27 protein-coding genes and 3 pseudogenes are annotated in these 22,899 nt (G+C 68.3%); 16 read left to right on the forward strand and 14 right to left on the reverse strand.

What is annotated here, in order from left to right; all coding sequences use genetic code 11:
- Window positions 1–192, forward strand: a 192-nt coding sequence (locus tag ACFYXB_RS42615) for a hypothetical protein (RefSeq protein ID WP_389590617.1), incomplete at its 5' end; no start/stop codon positions are given.
- Between the two features lie 130 nt (window positions 193–322).
- On the opposite strand, the gene ACFYXB_RS42620 is transcribed toward ACFYXB_RS42615, so the two are convergent.
- Complete coding sequence (locus tag ACFYXB_RS42620; protein WP_389590619.1) at window positions 323–736, reverse strand: LysR family transcriptional regulator; 414 nt, start codon at window positions 734–736, stop codon at window positions 323–325.
- Window positions 737–943: 207 nt separating this feature from the next.
- Between ACFYXB_RS42620 and bla the strand changes: the two genes are divergently transcribed.
- From bla to ACFYXB_RS42640, 4 genes and pseudogenes are all read left to right on the forward strand, one after another.
- On the forward strand, window positions 944–1,792 hold the full coding sequence (gene bla, locus ACFYXB_RS42625) for a class A beta-lactamase (RefSeq protein WP_389590654.1): 849 nt from the start codon (window positions 944–946) through the stop codon (window positions 1,790–1,792).
- A gap of 317 nt (window positions 1,793–2,109) precedes the next feature.
- Window positions 2,110–2,226: pseudogene (locus tag ACFYXB_RS42630) on the forward strand (transposase); the annotation flags it as partial.
- A gap of 77 nt (window positions 2,227–2,303) precedes the next feature.
- Window positions 2,304–2,861 carry a hypothetical protein gene (locus tag ACFYXB_RS42635; protein WP_389590621.1) on the forward strand — a complete coding sequence of 186 codons (558 nt, stop codon included), beginning with the start codon at window positions 2,304–2,306 and terminating at the stop codon, window positions 2,859–2,861.
- A 52-nt stretch (window positions 2,862–2,913) separates the two neighbouring features.
- Complete coding sequence (locus ACFYXB_RS42640) at window positions 2,914–3,381, forward strand: hypothetical protein (protein ID WP_389590623.1); 468 nt, start codon at window positions 2,914–2,916, stop codon at window positions 3,379–3,381.
- Between the two features lie 22 nt (window positions 3,382–3,403).
- On the opposite strand, the gene ACFYXB_RS42645 is transcribed toward ACFYXB_RS42640, so the two are convergent.
- Window positions 3,404–3,946, reverse strand: a complete 543-nt coding sequence (locus ACFYXB_RS42645; RefSeq protein ID WP_389590625.1) for a HEAT repeat domain-containing protein — start codon at window positions 3,944–3,946, stop codon at window positions 3,404–3,406.
- 120 nt (window positions 3,947–4,066) lie between these two features.
- On the opposite strand from ACFYXB_RS42645, the pseudogene ACFYXB_RS42650 reads away from it, so the two are divergent.
- Window positions 4,067–4,837: pseudogene (locus tag ACFYXB_RS42650) on the forward strand (transposase).
- 239 nt (window positions 4,838–5,076) lie between these two features.
- Here the strand turns inward: ACFYXB_RS42650 and ACFYXB_RS42655 are convergent.
- The 6 genes from ACFYXB_RS42655 to ACFYXB_RS42680 form a co-directional block, all read right to left on the reverse strand.
- Window positions 5,077–5,298, reverse strand: coding sequence for a hypothetical protein (locus tag ACFYXB_RS42655; RefSeq protein WP_389590626.1), 222 nt, complete (start codon window positions 5,296–5,298; stop codon window positions 5,077–5,079).
- A 608-nt stretch (window positions 5,299–5,906) separates the two neighbouring features.
- Window positions 5,907–6,062: a DUF6131 family protein gene (locus tag ACFYXB_RS42660; RefSeq protein ID WP_389590627.1), complete on the reverse strand. Its 156-nt coding sequence runs from the start codon at window positions 6,060–6,062 to the stop codon at window positions 5,907–5,909.
- Between the two features lie 475 nt (window positions 6,063–6,537).
- Entirely contained in the window at window positions 6,538–6,684 is a 147-nt protein-coding gene (locus ACFYXB_RS42665; protein WP_389590628.1) for a hypothetical protein, read from the reverse strand.
- A 541-nt stretch (window positions 6,685–7,225) separates the two neighbouring features.
- Window positions 7,226–7,942: an NADPH-dependent F420 reductase gene (locus tag ACFYXB_RS42670; RefSeq protein ID WP_389590630.1), complete on the reverse strand. Its 717-nt coding sequence runs from the start codon at window positions 7,940–7,942 to the stop codon at window positions 7,226–7,228.
- A 19-nt stretch (window positions 7,943–7,961) separates the two neighbouring features.
- On the reverse strand, window positions 7,962–8,993 hold the full coding sequence (locus ACFYXB_RS42675; protein WP_389590632.1) for an LLM class flavin-dependent oxidoreductase: 1,032 nt from the start codon (window positions 8,991–8,993) through the stop codon (window positions 7,962–7,964).
- A complete protein-coding gene (locus tag ACFYXB_RS42680) occupies window positions 8,986–10,035 on the reverse strand; it encodes an LLM class flavin-dependent oxidoreductase (protein WP_389590633.1) in 1,050 nt (349 codons plus the stop codon). Before ACFYXB_RS42680 ends, ACFYXB_RS42675 begins: the two co-directional genes overlap by 8 nt.
- A gap of 105 nt (window positions 10,036–10,140) precedes the next feature.
- Between ACFYXB_RS42680 and ACFYXB_RS42685 the strand changes: the two genes are divergently transcribed.
- Together ACFYXB_RS42685 and ACFYXB_RS42690 are read left to right on the forward strand one after the other, a co-directional pair.
- A complete protein-coding gene (locus tag ACFYXB_RS42685; RefSeq protein ID WP_351367808.1) occupies window positions 10,141–10,614 on the forward strand; it encodes a MarR family transcriptional regulator in 474 nt (157 codons plus the stop codon).
- Between the two features lie 53 nt (window positions 10,615–10,667).
- Window positions 10,668–10,805, forward strand: coding sequence for a hypothetical protein (locus tag ACFYXB_RS42690; protein WP_389590635.1), 138 nt, complete (start codon window positions 10,668–10,670; stop codon window positions 10,803–10,805).
- 658 nt (window positions 10,806–11,463) lie between these two features.
- On the opposite strand, the gene ACFYXB_RS42695 is transcribed toward ACFYXB_RS42690, so the two are convergent.
- Window positions 11,464–12,378 (reverse strand): SDR family NAD(P)-dependent oxidoreductase, encoded by a 915-nt coding sequence (locus ACFYXB_RS42695; protein WP_389590637.1) that lies wholly within the window; start codon window positions 12,376–12,378, stop codon window positions 11,464–11,466.
- An 89-nt stretch (window positions 12,379–12,467) separates the two neighbouring features.
- Window positions 12,468–13,331 carry an NAD(P)-dependent oxidoreductase gene (locus ACFYXB_RS42700; protein WP_389590638.1) on the reverse strand — a complete coding sequence of 288 codons (864 nt, stop codon included), beginning with the start codon at window positions 13,329–13,331 and terminating at the stop codon, window positions 12,468–12,470.
- Window positions 13,332–13,533: 202 nt separating this feature from the next.
- On the opposite strand from ACFYXB_RS42700, the gene ACFYXB_RS42705 reads away from it, so the two are divergent.
- A complete protein-coding gene (locus tag ACFYXB_RS42705) occupies window positions 13,534–14,355 on the forward strand; it encodes a helix-turn-helix domain-containing protein (protein ID WP_389590639.1) in 822 nt (273 codons plus the stop codon).
- Window positions 14,356–14,411: 56 nt separating this feature from the next.
- Here ACFYXB_RS42705 and ACFYXB_RS42710 read toward each other — a convergent pair whose 3' ends face one another.
- Entirely contained in the window at window positions 14,412–14,825 is a 414-nt protein-coding gene (locus tag ACFYXB_RS42710) for a MarR family winged helix-turn-helix transcriptional regulator (protein ID WP_351355952.1), read from the reverse strand.
- Between the two features lie 332 nt (window positions 14,826–15,157).
- Here ACFYXB_RS42710 and ACFYXB_RS42715 point away from each other — a divergent pair, with 332 nt between their 5' ends.
- The 5 genes from ACFYXB_RS42715 (at window position 15,158) to ACFYXB_RS42735 (ending at window position 18,967) form a co-directional block, all read left to right on the forward strand.
- On the forward strand, window positions 15,158–15,463 hold the full coding sequence (locus tag ACFYXB_RS42715) for an NAD(P)H-binding protein (protein ID WP_389590641.1): 306 nt from the start codon (window positions 15,158–15,160) through the stop codon (window positions 15,461–15,463).
- A 51-nt stretch (window positions 15,464–15,514) separates the two neighbouring features.
- Window positions 15,515–16,507: a zinc-binding alcohol dehydrogenase family protein gene (locus ACFYXB_RS42720; RefSeq protein ID WP_389590643.1), complete on the forward strand. Its 993-nt coding sequence runs from the start codon at window positions 15,515–15,517 to the stop codon at window positions 16,505–16,507.
- Between the two features lie 353 nt (window positions 16,508–16,860).
- A complete protein-coding gene (locus ACFYXB_RS42725; RefSeq protein WP_389590644.1) occupies window positions 16,861–17,631 on the forward strand; it encodes an SDR family NAD(P)-dependent oxidoreductase in 771 nt (256 codons plus the stop codon).
- A 70-nt stretch (window positions 17,632–17,701) separates the two neighbouring features.
- Window positions 17,702–17,845 (forward strand): hypothetical protein, encoded by a 144-nt coding sequence (locus ACFYXB_RS42730; protein ID WP_389590646.1) that lies wholly within the window; start codon window positions 17,702–17,704, stop codon window positions 17,843–17,845.
- Window positions 17,846–17,953: 108 nt separating this feature from the next.
- Complete coding sequence (locus ACFYXB_RS42735; protein WP_389590648.1) at window positions 17,954–18,967, forward strand: zinc-binding dehydrogenase; 1,014 nt, start codon at window positions 17,954–17,956, stop codon at window positions 18,965–18,967.
- Between the two features lie 156 nt (window positions 18,968–19,123).
- Here the strand turns inward: ACFYXB_RS42735 and ACFYXB_RS42740 are convergent, their stop codons facing one another.
- Window positions 19,124–19,453, reverse strand: coding sequence for a transposase (locus ACFYXB_RS42740; protein WP_389590650.1), 330 nt, complete (start codon window positions 19,451–19,453; stop codon window positions 19,124–19,126).
- A gap of 32 nt (window positions 19,454–19,485) precedes the next feature.
- Window positions 19,486–19,878, reverse strand: coding sequence for a hypothetical protein (locus tag ACFYXB_RS42745; protein ID WP_389590657.1), 393 nt, complete (start codon window positions 19,876–19,878; stop codon window positions 19,486–19,488).
- Window positions 19,879–19,914: 36 nt separating this feature from the next.
- On the opposite strand from ACFYXB_RS42745, the pseudogene ACFYXB_RS42750 reads away from it, so the two are divergent.
- Window positions 19,915–20,037: pseudogene (locus ACFYXB_RS42750) on the forward strand (heme-binding protein); the annotation flags it as partial.
- 115 nt (window positions 20,038–20,152) lie between these two features.
- Complete coding sequence (locus ACFYXB_RS42755; protein ID WP_389590652.1) at window positions 20,153–20,323, forward strand: heme-binding protein; 171 nt, start codon at window positions 20,153–20,155, stop codon at window positions 20,321–20,323.
- 235 nt (window positions 20,324–20,558) lie between these two features.
- Here ACFYXB_RS42755 and ACFYXB_RS42760 read toward each other — a convergent pair whose 3' ends face one another.
- On the reverse strand, window positions 20,559–21,785 hold the full coding sequence (locus ACFYXB_RS42760) for a PP2C family protein-serine/threonine phosphatase (protein WP_389590656.1): 1,227 nt from the start codon (window positions 21,783–21,785) through the stop codon (window positions 20,559–20,561).
- Between the last annotated feature and the right edge of the window lie 1,114 nt (window positions 21,786–22,899).

Raw genomic sequence — 22,899 nt, forward strand, 5'->3', positions numbered from 1 at the left:
ACGGCAGTTGCTGACCCCTCCTCATGTGCGGGTCAACAGCCTGACGGACACCGGCATTCCAAGGCCAATGAGCCATTTTTGTTAGGAGTTCTTAGTGAGGCAACCGCCACTGACACGGCAGCTGTAGATTGTGATCTTGTGGTTGATAGTCATGTGGTTGCTGCTGCGCTGGCCTCGTTCCAGCGGCGGTGACAGGCGGCAGCGCGATGCTGGTGTCGGCGTCGCCAGCTCGACCAGCGCAGGACGTGCGGCAGGCCGCGGCATGGCGTGGGCAGGACCGTGGCCCGGAGCAGAACGAGCTGTTCGGGCCGGGTGAGTGGGATCAGGAACCGTCGGCCAGGCCCGATTCCCTCTCGTCCGGCGGCAGATCGCGCACCGCGAGAGGGGTGCCGTACTCGGCACCGGCGCGGATGATCCGTGCCAGCGCCGCGGGATCGCAGTCCGCCGGCACCGCCACGGCACGTACCGCCGACCGGCCGGCCGACTCGGCGATCTGACGCAGCCGCTGTGCCCGGTCCAGTACGTCCTGGGCGTACGGCAGCAGGAGAACGCCGAACTCGGTGATCGTGACCTGACGCCGCGAGCGGTCGAACAGCAGTCCGCCGTAGTACTCCTCAAGGGTCTTGATGCGTCGGCTCAGCAGTGGCTGGGCGATGCCGAGCCGGTCGGCCGCGCGCGAGAAGCTCGCCTCGTCGACGGCCGCGATGTACGCCTCGAGGTGCGCCAGGAGGTCCATCCGCAACTGGTACCAATAAGTTATGGCGCGTTCAACGATCACTCTTGGACATGGGTGGGCTTCAGCTGTTTCGCTGTCCCTCGTCGAGGGCCCGCGACGAACATCGACGACGGACTACCCGGAAGACCTGTACTCATGACCAGTGCCACACCGCTGCCGCGGCGCGGCGTGTTCAAGGCGGGCCTCGCCCTGTCAACTGCGTTGCTCATGCAGCCCGTTGCGGCCCAGGACGCCTCGGCGGCTGCCAGTGCCTCCGGACCACACGGCGCCGAGACCGCCTTGCGCGACCTGGAGCGGCAGTACGGCGCGCGCCTCGGCGTGTTCGCCCGCAACGCCCGCACCGGCCGGGTCGTGGCCCACCGCGCCGAGGAGCGGTTCGCGATGTGCTCGACGTTCAAGACGTTTGCCGCCGCGGCGATCCTGCGCGACCACGGTCGCTGCGCGCCGCTGGACAAGGTGATCCACTACCCGGCCCAGGACATCCTGCCCAACTCACCCGTCACTGGAGAGCACGTCGACACCGGTATGACCGTGGGCGACCTGTGTGCGGCCGCCATCCAGCACAGCGACAACGCGGCGGGCAACCTCCTGCTCCGCCAGATCGGGGGTCCCGACGGTCTCACCGGCTTCTTCCGGTCGATCGGTGACACGGTGAGCCGACTCGACCGCTGGGAGACCGACTTGAACGCAGCGGTCCCTGGCGACCCACGTGACACGACCACACCCCGGGCTATCGGCCGGAGCCTGGAACGGTTGACGCTGGGCCGGGCCTTGGACGACGCCGGTCGGCAGCGCCTCATCGCCTGGCTGAAGGGCAACACCACCAGCGGCGAACGGTTCCGTGCCGGACTGCCGGGCGACTGGATCGTCGCGGACAAGACGGGCACCGGAGACTACGCGAGCGCCAACGACATCGGCGTCGCCTGGACGACCGAGAAGACGCCGATCATGCTGGTCGTGCTGTCGTCCAAGCCGGCACAGCACGCGGCCGTGGACAACGCACTGATCGCCGACGCTGCTCGGGTGCTCGCCGACGCCCTGGCCCCCGGAGAATGAACTCCGGTCGGATACTTCGTGCGTGCTGCAACGGGCGGCAGCGCGCCGGGGGCCGTCGACGGCCAGACCGAGGTGACACAGTTGCGCCACCGCCCCCACGGCAGCAGGTATGGCTGGACTCACGGAACCACTGCCACTGTCCGTCCGAGCCGGACGAGGCGGACAGGGGGCGAGCCCGACGATTGAAGAGCGCCGTGAAGCCGAGGGCGCGCAGGACATGCATCGCGCCGGCCGATGTGCGGAGCGGACGGCACGGCGAGGAGGCATCGGGCCGTGGACGGCGTTCCGGGACTCGCTCTTGCCGGCGCGACAGGCGGCTCGGCGAGCCCGACGGGATCCTCATCCTCGACGACACCGGCTTCCTCACCAAGGGCACCACCTCGGCCGGCGTGCAGCGCCATTACTCCGGCACCGCCGGCCGCACCGAGAACTGCACCGGATGCCCTTCTCGGCGGCTTAGAGGCAAGATGGTTGATGGGACGTACCCGGCGAATGCAAGGGGGTCGACCAGATGTCAACAGGGACACTTCTAGCGATCATCATCCCCGTCGTAGTGGTGGTTGTCCTGATCGCGGTGGCTGCGGCACTCGTGGTGCGCCGGCGCCATCTGCGTGAACGATTCGGCCCGGAGTACGAACGAACAGTTGAGGGCGCCGACAGCCGACTGGCCGCCGAGCGCGAACTCAGCGCACGTGAAAAGCGCCATGACTCCCTCGACATCAAGCCGCTGCAAAGCAGCGTCCGAGACCGGTACACCCGGGACTGGACCAGCGTGCAGGAAGAGTTCGTGGACCGGCCCGAGGATGCCGTGCACGACGCCGACCGCTTGGTGACCTCTCTGATGCGCGAGCGCGGCTACCCGACCGAGGGCTTCGAACAGCAGCTAAAGGACCTCTCCGTCGAGCATGGCCGCACGCTCGAACACTACCGAGCCGCCCACGAGATCAACGCGCTCAGCACCAAGCAACAGGCGACAACCGAACAGCTACGGGGGGCAATGGTGCGCTACCGCGACCTGTTCGACGAACTGCTCTCCGGTGGCGGCCAGGCCCGGCGCGCCGGGGCCTGAACCACTCGCCATCCCACCGACACGTGTCCGGTCGGCCGGGGACGGAGGAACCATGCGACACGAACACCGACCAGATCCCACCGAAGGCGGCCTGTCCACAGAGGATCTCGCCGAGCCCCGCGGCCGGCGCCTGGACGAATCGGCAGAGCCCCAGCCCGAGGTCCCCACCTTCCCCGGTGAGAGCACCGCCGCGGCGAATGAGCCCGCCGAGCAGCGAGCCGACGAACGAGCCACCCCGGCGGAGGACGAAGCCCCGCAGCTACTTACGACGGAGGACGAGGAAGGCTTCCGCGCGCGCTGGCGGGAGATCCAAAACGAGTTCGTGGACGACCCGCGCGACGCGGTGCATACCGCCGACGCCCTGGTCGCTGATGTCATGCAAACACTGGCTACTACCTTCGCCGAACACAAGCAGGAGTTGGAAGGCCAGTGGAATCGCGGTGAGCAGGTGAGCACCGAGGACCTGCGCACGGCTCTGCGGCACTACCGCTCGTTCTTTAACCGGCTGCTCACCGCGTGAGTAAAGGTAAAGGCTGTCCCGCTTATCGGGTCGCGGGCGGAAGGGTCCGTTCGTAGATGGTCCCGCCGGGTGTGAACCAGCCCGCCTTCTTCCGTACTGCGGGGCTCGGGTCGTTGGCGTGGGACGCCTTCAAGGCGGCAAGGGCGCGTGCATCGGAGTGGGCGAACTTGCCGACGAGTTCGGCAGCCATTGCCCGGACGTGCGGGTCGGGGTCTGAGACCAGGTGGTGCAGCGAGGGTTCGAGGACCCGGTCCGGGCCCGGTGCGCAGGTGTCGCCCTTGCACCGGTCACAGGCCAGAGCGTGGAATGCGGCGATCCTGACGCGGGCGTCCGGGTCGTCGGCCATGGCGACGAGTTCGCCCATTGACTCGGTGTCGACCAGGTGATCGATAAGGCGGCAGCAGCCCTCACGGACGGCCGGATTCTCGTCACGCAGACCGGCGCGAATGGCGCTCAGTGCGGTCTCTCCGCGTCGCAGCAGCTCGCGGTATGCCGCAACGGTGCGCTGAGGGTCGCCCAGGTACGCGACGAGGGCTTCGTTGTCGGTCCTGACGAATCCGAGCATGACCTCAGTCTCGAGTCACGAGGTAAATCCTGGCAAAGGGATTTCCACGCCCACGAGGCAGAGGCGGCCCTTGCCTTCGAAGGGGCCCAGTGTGTGATCTTGCAGTGGGATGATCTCCACGTGGCTGGTGTGATCACGGCGTCGGTGCGGTCCTGGATAGCCCCGTTCGCCAGGGTGAGCCCACGTCGGTTCGGCAAGCTGATCACAGCGTTGCGGCGCGAGGGCGCCGACCCGGTGCGCAAGGGCCGGCCCTGGAGCCTGCCACTGGAGGACCGTGTGCTCCTGGTCGCCGCCTACTGGCGGACCAACCTCACACTGCGCCAACTGGCGCAGCGATTCGGCATCTCGAAGTCGGCCGCCGACCGCATCATCAACCACCTCGGGCCCTTGCTTGCACTCCAGCCGCGCAAACGGTTCCGCAGGAACACCCTGCTGATTGTGGACGGAACCCTGGTCCCCACCCGCGACCACCAAGTCGCCGAGCAGTCGAAAAACTACCGCTACTCGACCAATCATCAGGTCGTCATCGATGTCGACCCCCGGCTCGTCTTCGCCGTCGGTCGGCCATTGCCCGGCAACCGCAACGACTGCAAGGCATGGGAGCTGGCCGGCGCGAAAGACGCCGTCGGCCACACCACCGTCATCGCGGACGGCGGCTATCGCGGCACCGGCCTGGTCATCCCGCACCGCCGCTAACGCGGGCTGGCCGAACTCCCGGCTTGGAAAGAGGAACACAACGCCTCCCACCGCAAAGTCCGAGCCCGCGTCGAGCACGCCTTCGCCCGCATGAAGACCTGGAAGATTCTGCGTGACTGCCGCCTCAAAGGCGACGGCGTCCACCACGCCATGCTCGGCATCGCCCGCCTGCACAACCTCGCCCTGGCTGCGTGACGGAGAAACAAGCAGGTCATCCGGCACACTAAAGATCATTTACGGGACAACGCTTAACCGGTACACCAGGGGAGAGGACCAAGGAAGTCACCGAGACGTGACGTTCACAAACCAGCCGCAGCTCCTTTCCGAGGGTGGCTTGGAGGTGCCCACGCGGAGTGGGGAGGCCAAAGTGATCACGCTCGGAATCATCCTGGTCGTCATTGGAACCATCCCGACCGCAAGCCGCCAGGGAGGCGTCAATGCTCGACGTGGTGCGGCTGATGAACCTGCACCTCGATCACAGGACTGACGTCAGCCTGCTGGGCCGGAGGATCCCAGTGTTCATCGGGGCACCAAAGGATCTGCAGGAGGTCGATGTCAGCGGGCCACCACTGTCCCGGTGCGTCGCGCCGGAAAATCTGCGCGACCGGCACCATGGCCGTTGCAGGTATGCCGGCAGGGCTGCCCTCGTCGGGCAAGGAGCATTTGGGCCACGGCTCGTCACTCGGCCAAAGCAGCGGACCGCCGATCGAGCTGTCCCCGCGGTCCGGCTCTACCCGCACGGGGTGCAGTACGACTGAGTCGCGCGCGTAGGGAGCAAGTTCGGGAAGCGCGGCGAGGACAGTTGGGACGGTGGATTCCGCTCGCGGATCACGAGCGGATCCACTGCCGGATGACAGCAACGGCGATCCGATCAGGTCCAGCCGTCTTCAGGTTGTGCTCGGCGATTTCCCCCATGACGGCCCGGTGGGGGAAGTCAGTTGTCCGACGCGTTCGTCCGACGCCGGTTCAGGCACGCCGGTCAGCTCCGGCTTGCGCAGACACCCCGTGCAGGGCTGCGGGGTCTGGCCGCCGCCTGACCCGCGGCCTCTTTGGCTGCACCGTGTGGCGCACAAGGAGCGGGATCCCAGTGACGTAGGAACCGGGATCCCGCTCCTTGTGCGCCAGCTATCAGCTTTTGCCATCAAGCTGATCCAGAACGGCCTCGGACACGAAACACCCGTGCCGCTCCCTCCATGGACCCGCGCCGGTCCTGAGGTTGAACTCCGGAATCCGGCCTCGATGACGGATGAAAGCGTCGTTACGCTCACCAGTAGTGGCGCCGGCCAGCGAATGCATGGCCCATGGACCCCATGACCCACAAGACAGCGCCGACCACGGTCAGGATGATGCCGATGGTCCACAGGATGGATATTCCCGTGAGGAAACCGATGATGAGCAGAATAATGCCGAGGGCGATCATGACGTGCCTCCTGTTGTTGGCGATTTCTCCTTTGTCGGGTTCCCTGGAGTAACGGCCTAATCCATCAGTGGTGGCGAATCTTGGGAGCGCGCTCATGACGTGCGGTCGTGCACGCCAGTCGCGCGGCCTGCGGCCCGTCGAACGTGGCATGCCTTCCTCTGCCCCGCCCCCGCCTGCGGTGCCGGTGGCCGGCTAGGGGCGGGACTGGGCGAGCCAGGCCACCGCCTCGCGATAGACAGCATGTGGCGACAGAGAGCATGTGACGGCTTCGGGCGGTGGTCCGCTACATGACCAGTCAGATAGGCGATGTGATGACCTCCGGCGCGGTCACCGTGGAGCCCATGACGACGCTGGAGCGAGGGCGCATGTGATGCGCGAGTGGGGGCTGCGCGGTCGACATGGTCAGCCTCGGGACCAGCAGGGTCGAGCCCGACCGCCGACGGTGACGAGCCGGGCGGTTCCGGAAGGCCGGGTGTCAGCGTCCCGTCATCGGGCCTACCCTCGGGGTGGAGCCGCCCTGAGCCCCGCGCAGGCGCGGGCTCCTACGGCGCAGCAGACCGGCCTGGGCGTAACGGCAGGCCCGCAGCGCCGCGGCGACGGTTCCGGCGTGGGGCATCAGCATCTTCGAGTCCGTTCGCCGGACCGGGCGTCAGGACCCGGTGATCACGATTTCGTCCCTCTTGACTCGTCCCACGGGCCGCTCCATCGGGGTCACCTCCGCGAGAGTGTGGACGGCAGGTCAACCCCCATGGTGCGCGTCGCTGTCGAGCGGGGCGACCCAGCCCGAACCGCACAGAGTCCTGTGCATCGTGACATTTGCAGGTCACGGCTCTGTTGTGAGGGGCGGACGGGGTACTCGTGCTGGTCGTGGGTGGGTGTCCACGGTGAAGATCGTCTGGCTTGCCGGTTGGGGTCGTTGCCGGGTGAAGTGACCCCGCGGGTCCCGACACTTCAAGCACAGCACGCTGGGCATCCGTTTCGGACAGCGGCGGGATCTTCGGTCCACGACGATTCACACCAACGACGTACCTCTGAGTCAGGTCACTAGGACATGGGGATGGCCGAGTTCCTGCTCCGCCTGGTGCGGGAAGACTTCCGTCCGCCCGTCGGCGCCCAGTTGGTACGGCCGGCCACGTTTGAATCATGGCGGGCAGGGCGAGGGGTCAGGCGGCGTGTTCGGTCGACGCCGCGGCAGCGGTCCGTGCGCTGATCACGCTGCGTCCGCGGTCGGATTCCGGGAAGCGGTTAAGCATCGCGCGCAGTTCCTCGGCGCCGACGTTGGCGCCGAACGGCTCGGTGCCCGGTTCGAGCCGTACCCCTTCGGCGAGGGGGCCTGCCATGACGGGGTGGAAGCCGACAGTGTCGACGAGGCGCGCGACGGTGGCGAGGTCGTCGGGAGCGTCACCGGCGATCGCGATCGCCTTGCGTCCCGGCGTCCCCGCGGGCTGGGCCCCGTCCTCGAGGTCGTGGTATCCCATGTGGTTGAACGCCTTGATCACCCGTGCTCCGGGCAGGTAGGCCTGCACGATTTCGCTCGAGGATGTGAGCGGGTCGGTGAGGTCGTCGCGGATGCCGTCGACCTCCCACCAGTAGTTCATCGCGTCGATGACGAGCTTGCCCCGCAGCTCCTCGGCCGGGATGGTGCGGTACTTGCCGAGCGGGAGCGCCAGGATGACCACGTCCGCCTCGGCCGCCGCCTGCACGGCGGCGACCGGGACAGCGCCAGGCGTGAGCACTTCAACGGTGAGGGCGATCTCGGCGGGGTCACCGGATCCGGCGATGAGCACGCGATAGCCGGCTCCCAGGGCGAGTCGGGCCAGGACGGTCCCGACCTTCCCCGCACCCAGGATGCCGACCGTGCGCACTGCGGTGGAGTCCATGTGTTCTCCGTTCATGGCGTCAGCCTGCGAGGATGTCGCGGACCATCGGGATCACCTTGGTGCCGTACAACTCGACGGCGCGCAGGCGGGCGCTGATCGGCTGTGCCCCTGAGGTGTAGATGAGGTCGAACCGGCCGACGCCGAGTGCCTTGATGGCACGGGCCATCTTGCGGGCGACCGTCTCGGGAGAGCCGATGTAGAGGGAGCCGTGCCCGATCTCGGCGTCGTACTCCTCCTTGCGGATCGGCGGCCAGCCCCGCAGCGCGCCGATGCGGTCACGGACGACCCGGTAGTGCGGCCAGTGCAGCTCCCGGGCCTCCTCGTCCGTGTCGGCGATGAAGCCGGGCGAGTGCATTCCGACCGGATGGGCGGTCGTGCCGAACTGGTCGGCGGCGCGTTCGTAGAGGTCGATGTAGGGCGCGAAGCGCTCCGGGCTGCCGCCGATGATGGCGATCATGAGCGGCAAGCCGTAGTGCGCGGTGCGGATGACCGACTGGGGTGTTCCGCCCACTCCGACCCAGGTGGTCAGGTGCCCGGACTCGGTCTTGGGGAAGACGTCGGCGCCTTCGAGCGGCGCCCGCTTGGTGCCGCTCCAGGTGACGGGCTTCTCCTCCAGCAGCTTGGCGAAGAGCTCGATCTTCTCTTCGAACAGCACGTCGTAGTCGCTCAGGTCGTATCCGAAGAGGGGGAACGACTCGGTGAAGGAGCCGCGCCCGAGGATGACCTCGGCCCGGCCGTTCGAGAGCGCGTCCACGGTGGCGAAGCGCTGGAAGACGCGGACCGGGTCGTCGGAGCTCAGCACGGTCACGCCCGAGGCCAGCCGAATGCGCTGGGTACGCGTGGCGATGCCGGCGAGGACGGTCTCCGGAGTCGAGATCGCGAACTCCGGGCGGTGGTGTTCACCGAGGGCGATGACGTCGACGCCGGTCTCCTCTGCGAGAACGGCCTCGTCGACGACCTGCCGGATGGCCCGCGCGTCGGACACCGGGTTTCCCGAGTCGTCCTGCGGCACATCGCCGAAGGTGTCGAGACCGAAGACGAGATCAGACATGGGTGGGCTCCTTCGTGAGCAGTTGCTTCACCCGCGGGGCGACTTCGCGGCCCAGCAGCTCGATGGTGCGGGCCCGGGCTTCGCGGGGCAGGTTCATGACGTCGTACTTGAGGTCGAACCGGCTCAGGCGCAGGTCGCGGGCCACCGTGGCGATCTTGTGAGCGACGGTCTCGGGTGAGCCGACGAAGAGCGCGCCTGTCTCGACTTCCGCCATGTAGCGCTCGCGGGTCGGCTGGTAGAAGCCGCGTTCCTTTGCAAGTTGGGCCACGACCGGCTGCCAGTACTTCCACCAGGTCTCGACCGCCTCGTCGTCGGTGTCCGCGACGAGGCCCAGCGAGTGCTGGGCGACCGGCCGCCTGGCGTGGCCGAGTTGTTCGAGTGCGCGGTGGTAGAGCTCGACGTGGCCGGCGAAGCGCTGGGGGCGTCCCCCGATGATGGCCAGCATGAGCGGCAGGTCGTAACGGGCCGCGCGGACCACGGAGTTGGGGCTACCACCCACACCGATCCAGGTGGGGATGCCACCGGGGGGCATCCGGGGATGCAGCTGCTGCTCGACCAGCGGCGGCCGGAACTTCCCCGACCAGGTCACCGTCTCCTCTCGCTGGAGACGCATGAACAGGTCGAGCTTCTCCTCGAACAGCTCCTCGTAGTCAGCGAGGTCGTAGCCGAACAGTGGGAACGACTCGGTGGCCGATGCCCGCCCGAGCACGAGCTGGGCGCGCCCGTTGGAGACGGCGTCCAGGGTGGAGAACTCGTGGTACAGCCGCACCGGATCGTTCGTGCTCAGTACGGTCACCGAGGTGCCCAGCCGGACGCGTTCCGTCGCGGTGGCGATCGCGGCGAGAAGGACGGGGGTGGCGCTGTCGTTGTGGCCTCGGCGGTAGTGCTCACCGACGCTGAACACGTCGAGCCCCACGGCTTCGGCGAGCTTGGCCTCCTCGACGATCAGGCGAACCGTCTCGGCGTCGCTCAGTGTTTCGTCGGCATCGGTCGCTACCTCCCCGAACGAGTTGAGCCCCAGTTCGAAGCCTTGGGCCGTCATGGACTCCTCCTGCTGCGCTCTTCGCCCGTGTGCGGCACGGTGCCGTTAATTGACACGTCAATCATCACTCTATATGATTGACGTGTCAACAAAAGGGGTGGCGTCATGACGCAGCGACGGAAGGAATATCCCACCGCTGAGGAACTGCGGATCTGGCGGGACTTCTTCGAGACGATGGAAGCGCTCCGTTCCGAGCTCTCGTCACGCCTGCAGCGCGAGACTTCCTTGTCGCCGGGCGACTACGCCGTACTCCTCGCGCTGCGGGAAGCGGAAGGGCGGCGGCTGCGCTCTTCCGAACTGGCGGCCCGCATCGGCTGGGAGCGCAGTCGTCTCTCGCATCAGATCGGGCGCATGGAGCGGCGAGGGCTGATCCGGCGCGAGGAGTGCGTCACCGACAGCCGAGGCGCCGAGGTGGTGCTCATGCCCGAGGGTGCGGAGGCGTTCCGGAACGCTTCCCTGCCCCATCTGCGCGCCGTACGTGAACTGTTCGTGACTCCCCTTACGCCGGACCAACTCGCCGCGGCTGAACAGATCGCCACGGCGCTTCGGACCCGCCTGAACGTGCCGCGCGACACTTGAAGGGGCTTCCCGGTCGCCTTCCGCACCGCGGGGGAGCGCGAATACCTCGCGCTGTGCACCGGTGCCCGTTTTGCATCGACTCGCACGCCGAGCTCACCCGCATCGCCGGGCACGGCGAGATCGACCCGGACGATCCCGGGTCGGCCCGGCCGCAACTGCGCGCCGTCCGGGAGTTCCTAGACCTGACCTGACCCGATCTGCCGGACGCCGGACCGCCTGGTCGCCCCCGAGGCCGTCGCCGCGATCGGCGGCCTGCCCAGGCACGCGGTGCAGGAAGCGCGGCGCGTCAGCCTGGTGCGGAACATCGTCAACCGGCTGGCCAACGCGTTCGGCTTCGTCCTCCCCGAGGGCCAGTTGCACAGCGGTACCCGCGCGCCGCTCGGGAACGGTGGCGCCCGGGCCGGCGGCTGGATCGCCGCAGTCCATGACGGCGGTGCGCAGCGCGAAGGCGGCGCGTGGTCGGTGACGGTGGCCGCGCAGTACGCCGACCAACTGATGCGCTACCACACGGTGCCGGTGGCCACCGACCGGGCAGGCGCCTCATTTACGGTGACCGGCGCCCCAGGTGCGGTGGCCGGCCCGGCCCGGGTCGAGGTGACGAAGCCGCCGGCCGGCGTGACCGTCCCGGAGGGGGATCTGTCCACTGCCGTCAGGGAGTTCCTTACCGCCTACCTGACCGGAGCCGACGAGATCGACCGCTACCTCGCACCCGGCGTCACGCTGACGCCGGTCTCCCCGCCCCCTACACGACGCTCACCCTCCAGCAGGTTTCCGCCGTCGAAGAGACCGCGGCCGCCGAGAAAGTACCCGCCGACGGAACCACAGTCCGGGTCCACGTGGCGGAGGAGGTCAGGACAGGAGTCGCAGGGACTCCTCCCACAGGCGTTCCGCGTTGGTCGCGTCGAGCGCGTACGGTGCGACGCCACCGGCCCAGCCGTTGCCGTCGGAGACCGGGATGGCTTCGTTGCAGTCTTCGAAGTAACGGCCGCCGATGCCTTCCAGCTGAGCGGAGGTGGCCAGCAGCACGGAGGTTGCGGCGCCCTGCTGGGGGGACTTGCGGCGCTCGGGCGGCGTCTTGAGGCCGCCGGTGTGACGCTGGAGATTGGTGGCGATGGCGCCGGGCATCAGCGCGTTGGCGGTGATCCCGTCGGCCGCCCAGCGACGGCTGGCCTCGACGGCGAAGAGCACGGTGGCGGTCTTGGACTGGCCGTAGGCAACCAGCGGGTCGTAAGGGCGGTAGTAGAAGTTGATGTCGTCGAAGACGACCGGGGAGATCAGATGGCCGCTGGAACTGACAACCACGATGCGGGCGTTGCCGTCGGCGGCCAGCGCGTCGTGCAGGCCGGTGGCCAGGGCGAAGTGGCCGAGGTGGTTGGTGGCGAACTGCATCTCCCAACCCTCGGGGGTCCGTTCGAGTTCGGGCGTGGCCATGATCCCGGCGTTGTTGACCAAGAGGTGGAGCGGCCCGTCCCACGCCTGTACGAAGGCGTCCACTGAGGTCCGGTCCGAGACATCGAGGCGGGCTACGTGGATGTCCTTGTTGCCGGTGGTCGCGGTGATGTCGGCAGCGGTTGCTTCACCGGCTGCCGTGTTGCGTACGGCCAGCGTCACCTGGGCGCCGGTAGCTGCCAGGGTCCGGGCGGTCTCGATGCCGATGCCTGAGCTGGCGCCGGTGATGATCGCGCGCCGTCCGGAGAGGTCGATGCCCCGGGCTACTTCTTCAGCGGTGGAGGAGAAGCCGAAGGGGGTCGTGATGCGAGTCATGATCAGATTTCTTTCGCAAGAGTGCGTGGGAGTGGAAGTTCGGGGTGCCCGCGCGGAGGGGCGCGGTGGGCATCAGACGGTGAGGGGGGTCAGGCCGCGTGGCCTGGTGCGGTGGCGAGGGCGACCGCCTCCACCAGGCCGTCGGCGCCGGCCAGCGCGCGGCGGCGCAGTTCCTCCGGGTCCACGCCCTGGGCGCGTACGGCGTCGGCAAAGTGCTCGATGTCTTTGCGCATCAGGCCCTGCAGGTGGGGTGCGATCTCGGGGGTGATGACGGTGCCGAGCGCACGCAGTACGGCGCTGCCTCCGCTGCTGTCGGAGATCACGTCGAGGACGGCCGGGATGCCCACGTGGAGCTGCTGGGCGAGGCGGACCAGGTCCACGGCGTTCTTCAGGTTCGACATCGTCATGGCGTTATTGAGGAGCTTGGTCATCTGACCGCTCCCGACCGGGCCCATGCGGCTGACGCGGGTGGAGAAGGTGGCGAATACCGGTGAGCACCGCTCGAAGGCGCCCTCGTCGCCGCCGACGAACGTGGTCAGGGTGCGTGCCTTCGCCCCCGGGCCGCCGCCGCTGACCGGAGCATCCAAGTAGGAGGCGCCAAGGCTGCGCAGAGACTCGGCGATCGTCACGTTCTCGCCCGGATCCCCGGTGCCGTGATTGACGACAACCGTCCCCGGCCGGAGGTGCTCGCGAACCCCCGGGGTATTCAGAACGTCCCAGATGTCGCTGTCATCGCGCAGGCACAGCGCCAGGATGTCGCTGGCGGCCACGAGATCGACGACCGTGGCGTGAACGGTATGCGGGACGTCGGCCACCGCCACCAGCGACGCCGGGCGCCGGGCCCATACGTGGAGGCGGAAGCCACGGTCCCCGATCGCCTGGGCCATGGGGGCGCCCTGGTCTCCCAGCCCGATGAAGCCGACGGCCGGACTCTGCTGTTCGAGACTGCTCACTGCGCTCACCTTGCAGATAGGGTCATGCACACGGAAATCGTAATGTTCCGTACTACTTGTCCTTGTCATCGTTGCTCCGTGCCTCGAGCCCAGCCAGGGCCGTATCAACACTGGTAGTGCCAGGACCAGGAAACCCGGCCACAGGTCATCAGCCGACGGAGTCGGCCAGGCTGGGGGAGGAATGCCTCGTACCGTGGAGCACGTGAGCGCCAACCACCTCGGCAACTACCTCCGAGCGCGTCGTGACCTCGTCGACCCCAAGAACGTCGGCCTGCCCGGCGGGGGCCGCCGCCGGGTGCCCGGCCTGCGCCGCGAGGAAGTCGCCCTGCTCGCCGGCATCAGCAGCGAGTACTACCTGCGCCTGGAACAAGGACGCGACCAGAACCCGTCACCGGCCGTCCTCGATGCCCTCGCCCGCGTCCTCCAGCTCGACCTGGACGCGACCCGGCATCTGCACGCCCTGGCCACCCCCGCTCCGCGACACGGCAGCCCGACACTCGACGACGAGCGGGTTCCTCCCGGCATCCAGCAACTGATCAACACATCCTGGACGAGCACCCCCGCCGTGGTCTTGAACCGCTACATGGACGTCCTGACGGCCAACCCCCTGGCCATCGCGCTGGCCCCCAGCAACGAGCCAGGCATGAACGCCGTACGGTCCGCGTTCCTCGACCCGCGCATGCGCTCCCTCTACCTCAACTGGGGCGAAATGACCATCCGCGCCGTCGCCAGCCTGCACGCCCTCATCGGCCCGGACGGCGGTGATCCACGCATCGTCGAGTTGGTGAACGAACTCTCCGCAGACAGCGAGACCTTCCGCCGCCTGTGGGCTCGCCACGACGTCAGCCCCCGAGGCGCCGGCGCCTCACAGATAGACCATCCGCAGGTGGGGCGGCTGGACCTGCGCTACGAACGACTCCTGCTCGCCGGCATCGACGGCCAACTCCTCGTCGTACACCACGCCGGTCCCGGCAGTCCAACCGCACAGAAACTCGCCCAACTCGCCGACACCCTCAGCACGTAGCGAACCAACGCTGCTCCCGGACCAGCCACCGTCCCTGACCTCCGTGGACAGAACAGCTAGTCGGCACTCGCTGGATCGGGCCGTTGGCGGGCCGCCAGGTTGTCCTCCACCCGTTCGAGGCCATGGAGGAGCACCCGGCGCTCGTCCTGCGTCATGTCGCCAGTGGTCACGTCCTCCAGGTCGGCCCAGAGCTTCTCGACCTGGCCGCGAAGCGCCATGCCGGCGGGGGTGGTCTCGACGAGGGTGGCCCGCCCGTCGCTGGGGTCGGGCCGGCGGCGGACGAAGCCGGCTCGTTCCAGGCGCTGGACTGTCCGGGTCATCGAGGCCGAGTCGGTATCGAAAGCCGCCGCCAGGTCGGACTGCCGCCGCGGACCTGTATCCCACAAGTACATCATCAGCAGTTCGTGACCCGGGTGCAGGCCCAGGTCACGGAACAACTGGCGGGCTCGCATCACGTGCAGCTGCGTCACTCGGATGAGGGCGTTACTGATGGGGCCGCTGGCCGCAGCGGTGGGCGACGCTACGCGCCCTCTGGCCTCCCACGCCGACGTCATGCTCGCATGATAGCTGTTCCAGACAGGGACAAGGCACCCCATGGCGCCGCGCTGCGACAACCTCGAGGCCTCGCGCTCGCCCCCACCCCTTTCATCGCTGGCTCCCGGAGTCGTCCACGAGATTCGCCCGGATCGCTGTCTGCGACAGGCAGGAAGAAAAATTTCTGCTCCGATGGGAATGGATGGCGACCCCGGGCTGGTTACCTGTCTCGAACAGCTAAAACCGCTGAAGCAGGGAAGCGATCGAGATGAGTGTTCTGCTGACACGAACAACCGGTTTCGTGGGCGGCCCCGTACTGCGGGTGCTGCTGGAGCACGGGCACATGGTTGTAGCCGTCGTACGCAACGCGGAGTCGGCTGCGAAAGCCGACGGAGCTGGGACCGAGCCGATCATCGGCGACATCCGGAACCCTTCGCGCGCTCGACGACTTCGCCGCGTCGCAGTACCGGCCCAGACCATGAAGGTCCTCGCCGACTCGAGCATCGACCCGATTGCCGACCCAACCCGGCCCGACAAGGAGCCGGTCGCCACCACCTGTGTCCAGGCCCTCTAGCTGGACGCCGGTCACCCACCCCAACTGGAGTACATGATGAAAGCCATTCAAATGACCGAACAAGGCGGCCCGGAGGTCCTGCGCCTGGTGGACCTGCCCGATCCGCAACCGGGTCCGGGACAGATCCTGATCCGTGTCGAGGCTGCCGCGGTGAACTTCTCCGATGTCATGCGCCGGCGCGGCGACGACTACCCCGTTCCCACGCCGTCGCCGTTCGTCCCCGGCGCGGAGGTGTCCGGCACCGTCGTGGCCCTGGGAGAGAACGTCGACGGTCCCGCCGTGGGCACGCCCGTGTTCGCAATGGTCGGCGCCGACGCATCCGGAGGGTATGCGGAACTCGCCATCGCCTTCGCTCCCAACGTGATCCCCATCCCCCCGGGGCTGGAGCCCGACGCGGCGGCGGGCATCGTGGTAGCGGGGCTCGCCGCGACCGTGATGCTCACCGAGACCCTCGGCATCAAGGAGGGCCAGAGCGTGTTCATCCCGGCCGCGGCCGGCGGCGTGGGCGGATATGCGGTGCAGATCGCCAAACTCCTGGGCGCCGGCAACGTCATCGCAGGAGCGAGCACAGAGGCGAAGCGGCAGATCGCCCTCGACTTCGGCGCCGACCACGCCATCGACTACAGCGATCCCAACTGGGTGAAGACGGTCAGGGACCTCACCGGAGGCACGGGCGTCGACGCGGCGCTCGAGATGTCCGGCGGTGACCGGCTGAGCGAGTCCCTCGGGCTCCTCGCGCCCTTCGGCAGTCTGGTCGTATTCGGGTCGGTCAGCGGCACCCCCGGCCGGCTGGACGAGACCGCCATCCTGCCGTGGCTCTACGACCCGGCCCCCAACCAGTCGGTGGTGGGCTTCAACCTCGGCCCGTGGTTCGAGCTGCGGCTGCCGACCGCGATCGCGGCCCTGCAGCAGCTCATCGGGTGGGTCGGCTCGGGACAGGTCCGCGTACCGGCCACACACGCCTTCCCCCTGGCCGAGGCCGCCGAGGTGCACCGTCTCCTGGAAAGCGGGGCCACCACGGGCAAGCTGGTCCTCAAGCCCTGAGCCAGTAAGCATCACCGTCCGCCGCCGCACATCTGCCGGCGGACACCACGCCAGTGATCGCTGCAGACGGACCGGCACGGTGCGCTGCCGGCCACGCGACCTCACACGACGCCGGCCAGCCGCGCCCCCCTTCGGGCAGCCGAAGGGGGGCACTCAAAAACCGACTATGAGGAAAGCTCCTGGGCACCGCCCCGGTATCCGACCGTGTCCAGGCACAGCACCACGTGACGTTCGGCGATACAGCAGGCCCGTTGCACCCCTGGCGCACAGCAGCCACGGCACATCACGCACCACCGGTCCGGCGGCCCTTCCGGCGCCGCCGGACCGAAAGCACCGAAGAAGGAGACAGAATCATGCGAGGACTGCAGGGGAAGGTGGCCATCGTCGCGGGCGCCGCGGCAGGGAACATCGGCGGGGCTACAGCGATCCGTCTGGCGGAGGAAGGCATGAAGGTTGTGGCGGCGGACTTCAACGAGGCCAACGCCAAGGCGGTCGCCGACACGATCAGCGCCTCCGGGGGAACCGCGGTGGCCAAGGCGTTCGACATCACGGACGAGTCGTCGTACAAGGAGCTGATCGGCTTCACGGTGGAGCGCTTCGGCGGCCTGCACGGTCTGTACAACGTGGCCGCCGACCTCTCCGCGCGAACCCTCGGCAGAGACGGCGACATCACCTCGGTGCCGCTCGACGTCTGGGACCACACCATCGATGTCACTCTCACCGGCTACATGTACGGCATCCGCCACGCTCTGCCGATCATGATGGAGCAGGGCACCGGATCGATCGTGAACACCATGTCCAGCTCGGTGTGGATGGGCGAGGACGTACACGTCGCCTACCAAGCCGCCAAGAGCGGTCTGGTGGGGCTCACCCGGCACGCCGCGACAGTCGGCGGCAAGCACGGCGTCCGGTCCAACCTGATCTCGCCCGGCGTGATCCTCACTCCCGCTGCCCTCGCAGCGACCGACGAGCAGTTCCGCGAGGAGATCCTGGCCTCCGTACGGGCACCGCGACTGGGCGTGCCGGAGGACCTCGCCGGGACGGTGGCGTTCCTTTTCTCCGACGACGGCGCCTATGTCAACGGCCAGTCGTTCCTCGTCGACGGCGGGGCCAACTTCACCTGATTCCCGGAGCCGGAACGCTGCACCCGGGCGGCGTTGGATGTGTCCCGCCACGCCCGGCTACACCGATCCCATGAAGTTCACCAACGGAAATCCCTACAGCACCACCCACGTCAACGGCCGGGGGGCCGTCCCTGTCGACGTCACCGCACGCGCCGCCGCCGTCTACCAGGGCAAGCGCGTGGCCACCATCACCGCGCAGTTCAAGAGCGCATAGGCCGTGGGCGGGCCATTCCCAGCGACGCTGAGCACATGCCGCCGGAATGGGCCATAGCCGCGTAGGACGCTTCCGCTACGAAAGGAGCAAGCCATGAAGGAGCAAGCCATGACCGCTGCCCAAGCCGTCGTTCTCACTGCGGACAGGAGGATCGTGCTCGAGTCAAGGCCCGAGCCCGAGCCCCGTCACGATCAGGTGATCGTGGACATTGACCTGTGCGGAATTTGCGGCAGCGACCTGCACGCCCCGCATCTGCCGCAGGTTTATCGCGGCGGTTTCGTCATGGGGCACGAGTCGTCGGGACGGATCAGCCATGTCGGGGACTCGGTGACGGGGTGGCACGTGGGCCAGCGCGTCACCATCAACCCGAACGGCAACGTGTGCGGTGTCTGCGCGGACTGCGTCGCCGGCCGGCCCAACTTCTGCCACCAGGCGACCATGGAGACCGCGCTCGGGCTGCAGAAGGACGGAGCCCTCGCACGGAGGATGGCCGCCTTCCCCGGAACGTTGCGGGCCGTGCCCGAGGCGATGGGTCGGGTCGAGGCGGCCTGGGTCGAACCCACGGCCACGGCGCTACGGGCCGTGGAACTGGCCGGTGATCTCACCGGCCGCACCGTGGCGGTGTACGGTGGCGGACCGATCGGACAGCTTGCCTGCCGCATCGCCGCCCACCGGAAGGCCGCCCGCATCGTCCTGGTCGAGCCGGCACCGGAGCGCCGCCGCTTCGGCCCGGCTTCGCATGCCGATGTCACCCTGACTCCTGACCAAGTCCTTGCCGAACTCGGCGAGATGGCGGTGGACGTGGTGATCGAGTGCTCGGGAAGCGCGGCGGCACGACAGCAGGCCATCCAGCTGCTGGTCCATGATGGCGTACTTGTCGACGTGGGGGCGGGGCCCGGCGGCGGCTTCGATCCCGACACGGTTCTCCTCAAGGAGATCACCATCCGCGGATCCTTCGTCTATGGATCCGAGTTCGACGATGCGATCGACCTGCTGACCCGCGGTGACATTCGGGTGGACGACCTCACGACGGCCATCATGCCGCTCGAGGAGGCGCTGGAGGCATTCGAGACGCTTCGCTCCGCGGAGGTCATGAAGGTGCTCATCGCTCCCAACGGGTGACTACCGTCATCGAGTTGGGCCACATCCCGGCCGCGCCGTCGAATGCCGCGGGGCGGCCCGCGCTCCTGGGCGACTGCGCGGTCGCCAACTTGATCAACGGTGTTGGGTCGGCTCGGAGCTGACACGGAGCCTCTGGCTCTGATCGCGAGCGGTGCATCAACAGGCACCTCTCTGTGTCAAGCGGCTCGGGCAGCCTCCGTGCTTCGGCAGTCGCGGATGAGCTGGCGGTAGATGACTACAGTCAGGCGGCATTTGAGGCATCGCGTGCTCCTTTCCGGCTCTTGCCCTCCAGGCGCTTGCGTTCGCGTAGGCCTGAGCAGGTGGATGGATTCGCCGCTGGGTTACGGCCGTGACCTGGATCGCGTAGTTGAGCCGGCGGTCTCCGGCACGAGACAAGCGATGCCGGGATCTGTCTCCGGACGACACCTCTCTTGGCGCGGTGCCGCAATAGGCGGCGAATGCGGCTGCGGTGGCGAATCGGTGCACGTCGACGACTCTGCCCAGGATCCTGGCCGCGGTCAGATGGGAGATCCCGACCCGACCAGCTCGGTCAGGGCGGTGCGGACCGCCCCGACCTGTTGAGTGATCCGCTGATCCAGTAACGCGATCCGTTGGGACAACGCGGCTATCTCATCGACGAGGTCCTGGGCCGGGAGGAGGCGTGTCCGGTTGGCGTTTCCGGTCGGCTGGCACCCCTCGAGCAGTCGGGTCGCGGCGTCCGCGGACAGCTTTCCACGGTGTCGGTCGGGGACAAGTGCAGCGACCAGCACGTGAAGGCGGTTCACGCCCTGCTGGTGCGGATCCAGTCCCGCCAGGGCGCCGACCTGACCGCCGCCTTCCCGGATCTCGCGGAAGCCGCGGCGCCCGTGGAGGAGGACCTGGTCCTGGACGGCGAGCTGGTCGTGCTCCACGCAGGGTCATCCGCCGTGCGCACAGGCCGAGTTGCCATGCTGGAGGCCGCGGAGGCCGAGGCGGAGCGGCTCGGAGTGAAGCAGACCATCTGCATCGCCGACGACGGCGCCCATCCGATCGCGCTGCACCGGATGACCGGGGCGCGGCTCACGGGTGTGGAGATCGCCATCGCCAAGGCGTTCACGGCCGCGGGTCACCAGCGAGCGACCCACCTGTCCAACGACCCCCCGGCGGTCCCCCCTCCCCGGCAACGAGGCGTTCGGCATCCAGCACATGCACCCGGGGCGCTTCGCCGCCTTCGTCGGCGGCTTCCCGGTCGTCCACGACGACCAGGTGGTCGGGGCCGTCGGTGTCAGCGGCGGCAACGGTGAGCAGGACAAGGCCGTGGGCGCGGCAGCCCTCTCCGCGTTCGCCTCCAAGGTCGCGGCGGGACGGGTCGACTGATGCTCCAGCAGGCTGGTTGGCTCGCCGCGAGCTGCGGAGCACCCTCGGCGGATGTCGGTCCAGGGGAGCGCGGTGCCGCCGCTTGCCTCGGTCCCAGCCCCCCTCGCAGGCCTGCCTGTTACGAGTTCCTGGTGACGAGACGGCTCGGACATGCCGATGAGAACAGAGGACGGTGGGGGCGGACCGGCGCGCGGGGCGGCGCCGTCCGGTGCGGATTTGGCTGACGTCGAGGTGTTCAGTCGAAGACTGCGAGGTGGTCGGCGGCGTCTCCGTGCCACTCGATCATGAAAAGGGTGGCGTCGTCGCTGGTGCGCCCACCCCGTTTCCTCTTCAGGGTGTGCGAGAGCCGACGCAGATCCGCCCGTACGCCTTCTGACGGCTCCTCTCCCAGGCGGTTGACGCAGCGGATGAGGCGTTCCTCGCCGAACGGCTTCCCGCCGGCTACGTGCTCCTCGATGATGCCGTCGGTGTAGCACAGCACCCGGTCACCCTGCTGGAGCGTGTGCTCTTTGATCCGGGGCAGCTCGCCTCCGAAGCCGACGGGCAGCGTAGTCGCGCTCTCCAACTGCCGCACGACCCTGCCCTCGCGGATCAGCAGCGGCGCCGGGTGGCCCGCGTTGACCATCTCCAGCTCCCCGGTGGCGATGTTGAGATGCATCAGCTGCGCCGTCACGAAGTGGTCGGGCCCGAACTGCCGGGAGATGGCCTCGTCCATGAACGCGTACTTCTCGGCCAGACTGATGAACACACGCCGGGCATGCCGATAGGCGCCGATGGCGACGGTCGCCATCGCGGCGGCGTCCAGGTCGTGGCCCATCGCGTCGATCACGGCCATGTGCAGAATGTTGTCGTTGAGGGCATAGTCGAAGCTGTCGCCGGCGACGCGATAGGCGGGCTCCAGGATGCCGGCCACCTTGACCTGCGGCACGGACATCGACAGCGGCGGCAGCAGGCTCCACTGGATCTCTGCGGACACGCTCATCGGTTCCCGGCGCCGGGCCAGGAAGAACTGGTCGGTGTAGGCGTTCTTGGTGACCAGCATGTCGGCAACCAAGCCGGCGAGCCTGCCCAGCAGGCGCCGGTCATCGTCGCCGACGGCGTCCAGTGTCAGGGCCAGTACGCCCACCTGATCGCTGCCGTCCAGCAGGGGCAGATACATCCGGACGCCCCCGCGGGCCTGTGGTACCTCGACGACTTCCGCGTGCAGGAAGGCCCTGCCGGCGGGGGAGTCGGCCACCGGCTCGGGCTGGCCCACGTGCAGCTTCCTGCCCGGCAGCGGCACCAGCAGCTCCTGGGCGTAGTCCTGGAGCAGGATGGAGACGTCACGACCGCCGATCCTGGCCACTTCCTCCGCGATCAGCGGGGGGATCAGTTGCGGCGGCATCTGCCGCGCCCTGTCCAGCAGCAGGCCGAGCAGCCGCTCACCGAAACCCTCCGACCGGTCCACGCCCTCCTCACCCATGGTCCGGTTCGCCACCTCATTCCTGCACCCGTGCCGGTCCCTGCCTCCGCACACGGTGACCTGGGAAGTCGCGGTAGCGGCTCATTACGCCGTGCGCGGCATGTCGGCCCGCGCTGTCCGCGGTTCAAGACCTGTTGTCCGGGGATCGGTGTCTGGACTCAGGGGTGATCAAGCCGGTGGAACGAGGGAGAGCCGCGTCAGGGCCGGCCGGCTGTTCCCGGTGAGGAGACGGATCACGAGGGGGTCGACCATGGACTGCGGCGGCCCCACCGCAGTCCCGTCCCGAAGAGCGAAGCGACAGGGCGGCGTCGGCCGGGTAGGCGTTGACCACACGGGGCCGCCGCCAGGCACAGCGCCGGACCACCACCGTTCCGAACAGCGTGGCCGGCTGCCGGTGGTGGTCCTTCTCCAGGTGGGTGCGGGGCAGGCGGTCGGGGCCGATCACCTCGGGCCGGCGGACCTTCGCCGCACTCTCTTCGCGTAGGGCGCGCAGGTCGAGGTGGTCCCGCAGGAGCTGCCGCAGCAGCAACCGGCCGCGGGCATCAAGGAGTTCTTCCAGCTCATGGTGGCTCAGCCGATCGGTGACCGGCTCCCGTAATGCGGCGACGAGTTCCTCGAAGCATTCGTCACGGGCTCAAACAGGTCAGCTGTCGAAGGCGTGTCGTGCCGTTCCACCGCGAGCCATCGCTGCCCAGCCCGACAGCGCCGGCGATCTGCTTCGCCCGCAGCGGACGGCCCGCATCGGCCAGGACCTCCAGCACGTCCGCCGAGCGCTACGAGGGCGAGCAGTTGGCTCAGGGGTGACGGTCCTCGCCCGCATCGTCGGCGGCGTTCCCCGCCGACGGGCCGTCCGGCGTTTCCGTAGTGTCCAGGTGCCCGAAAGCGGGCGGGCAGGCGAATCCGCCACGCGAGGGGCCGAACGAGTGCACACGGATGGCAGGTCCTGGCCGTGCGGGCCGAAGTTCGTGGAAGTTGCGGGTGCTGGCGGGGAGGCGTGGTGAGATGGAAGGCGCTGCCTAAGCTTGGCGTTTATCCTCGGCGGGTTTGGTGTTCCTTGATCGACTCGGCGCGTTTGACCGTCTTGCCGACGTCGTGGCGCTTGGCTCGGTGCTTG

The sequence above is a fragment of the Streptomyces sp. NPDC002619 genome (assembly GCF_042889305.1).
In the GTDB taxonomy this organism is placed as follows: Bacteria; Actinomycetota; Actinomycetes; order Streptomycetales; family Streptomycetaceae; genus Streptomyces.

What these genes read in the sequence shown, in the direction of transcription:
- ACFYXB_RS42620 (WP_389590619.1), bottom strand. Translation starts at nt 736, where the DNA reads ATGGACCTCCTGGCGCACCTCGAGGCGTACATCGCGGCCGTCGACGAG.
- bla (WP_389590654.1), top strand. Translation starts at nt 944, where the DNA reads ATGCAGCCCGTTGCGGCCCAGGACGCCTCGGCGGCTGCCAGTGCCTCC.
- ACFYXB_RS42635 (WP_389590621.1), top strand. Translation starts at nt 2,304, where the DNA reads ATGTCAACAGGGACACTTCTAGCGATCATCATCCCCGTCGTAGTGGTG.
- ACFYXB_RS42640 (WP_389590623.1), top strand. Translation starts at nt 2,914, where the DNA reads ATGCGACACGAACACCGACCAGATCCCACCGAAGGCGGCCTGTCCACA.
- ACFYXB_RS42645 (WP_389590625.1), bottom strand. Translation starts at nt 3,946, where the DNA reads ATGCTCGGATTCGTCAGGACCGACAACGAAGCCCTCGTCGCGTACCTG.
- ACFYXB_RS42660 (WP_389590627.1), bottom strand. Translation starts at nt 6,062, where the DNA reads ATGATCGCCCTCGGCATTATTCTGCTCATCATCGGTTTCCTCACGGGA.
- ACFYXB_RS42665 (WP_389590628.1), bottom strand. Translation starts at nt 6,684, where the DNA reads ATGCTGATGCCCCACGCCGGAACCGTCGCCGCGGCGCTGCGGGCCTGC.
- ACFYXB_RS42670 (WP_389590630.1), bottom strand. Translation starts at nt 7,942, where the DNA reads ATGGACTCCACCGCAGTGCGCACGGTCGGCATCCTGGGTGCGGGGAAG.
- ACFYXB_RS42675 (WP_389590632.1), bottom strand. Translation starts at nt 8,993, where the DNA reads ATGTCTGATCTCGTCTTCGGTCTCGACACCTTCGGCGATGTGCCGCAG.
- ACFYXB_RS42680 (WP_389590633.1), bottom strand. Translation starts at nt 10,035, where the DNA reads ATGACGGCCCAAGGCTTCGAACTGGGGCTCAACTCGTTCGGGGAGGTA.
- ACFYXB_RS42685 (WP_351367808.1), top strand. Translation starts at nt 10,141, where the DNA reads ATGACGCAGCGACGGAAGGAATATCCCACCGCTGAGGAACTGCGGATC.
- ACFYXB_RS42695 (WP_389590637.1), bottom strand. Translation starts at nt 12,378, where the DNA reads ATGACTCGCATCACGACCCCCTTCGGCTTCTCCTCCACCGCTGAAGAA.
- ACFYXB_RS42715 (WP_389590641.1), top strand. Translation starts at nt 15,158, where the DNA reads ATGAGTGTTCTGCTGACACGAACAACCGGTTTCGTGGGCGGCCCCGTA.
- ACFYXB_RS42720 (WP_389590643.1), top strand. Translation starts at nt 15,515, where the DNA reads ATGACCGAACAAGGCGGCCCGGAGGTCCTGCGCCTGGTGGACCTGCCC.
- ACFYXB_RS42725 (WP_389590644.1), top strand. Translation starts at nt 16,861, where the DNA reads ATGCGAGGACTGCAGGGGAAGGTGGCCATCGTCGCGGGCGCCGCGGCA.
- ACFYXB_RS42730 (WP_389590646.1), top strand. Translation starts at nt 17,702, where the DNA reads ATGAAGTTCACCAACGGAAATCCCTACAGCACCACCCACGTCAACGGC.
- ACFYXB_RS42735 (WP_389590648.1), top strand. Translation starts at nt 17,954, where the DNA reads ATGACCGCTGCCCAAGCCGTCGTTCTCACTGCGGACAGGAGGATCGTG.
- ACFYXB_RS42755 (WP_389590652.1), top strand. Translation starts at nt 20,153, where the DNA reads ATGCACCCGGGGCGCTTCGCCGCCTTCGTCGGCGGCTTCCCGGTCGTC.
- ACFYXB_RS42760 (WP_389590656.1), bottom strand. Translation starts at nt 21,785, where the DNA reads ATGGGTGAGGAGGGCGTGGACCGGTCGGAGGGTTTCGGTGAGCGGCTG.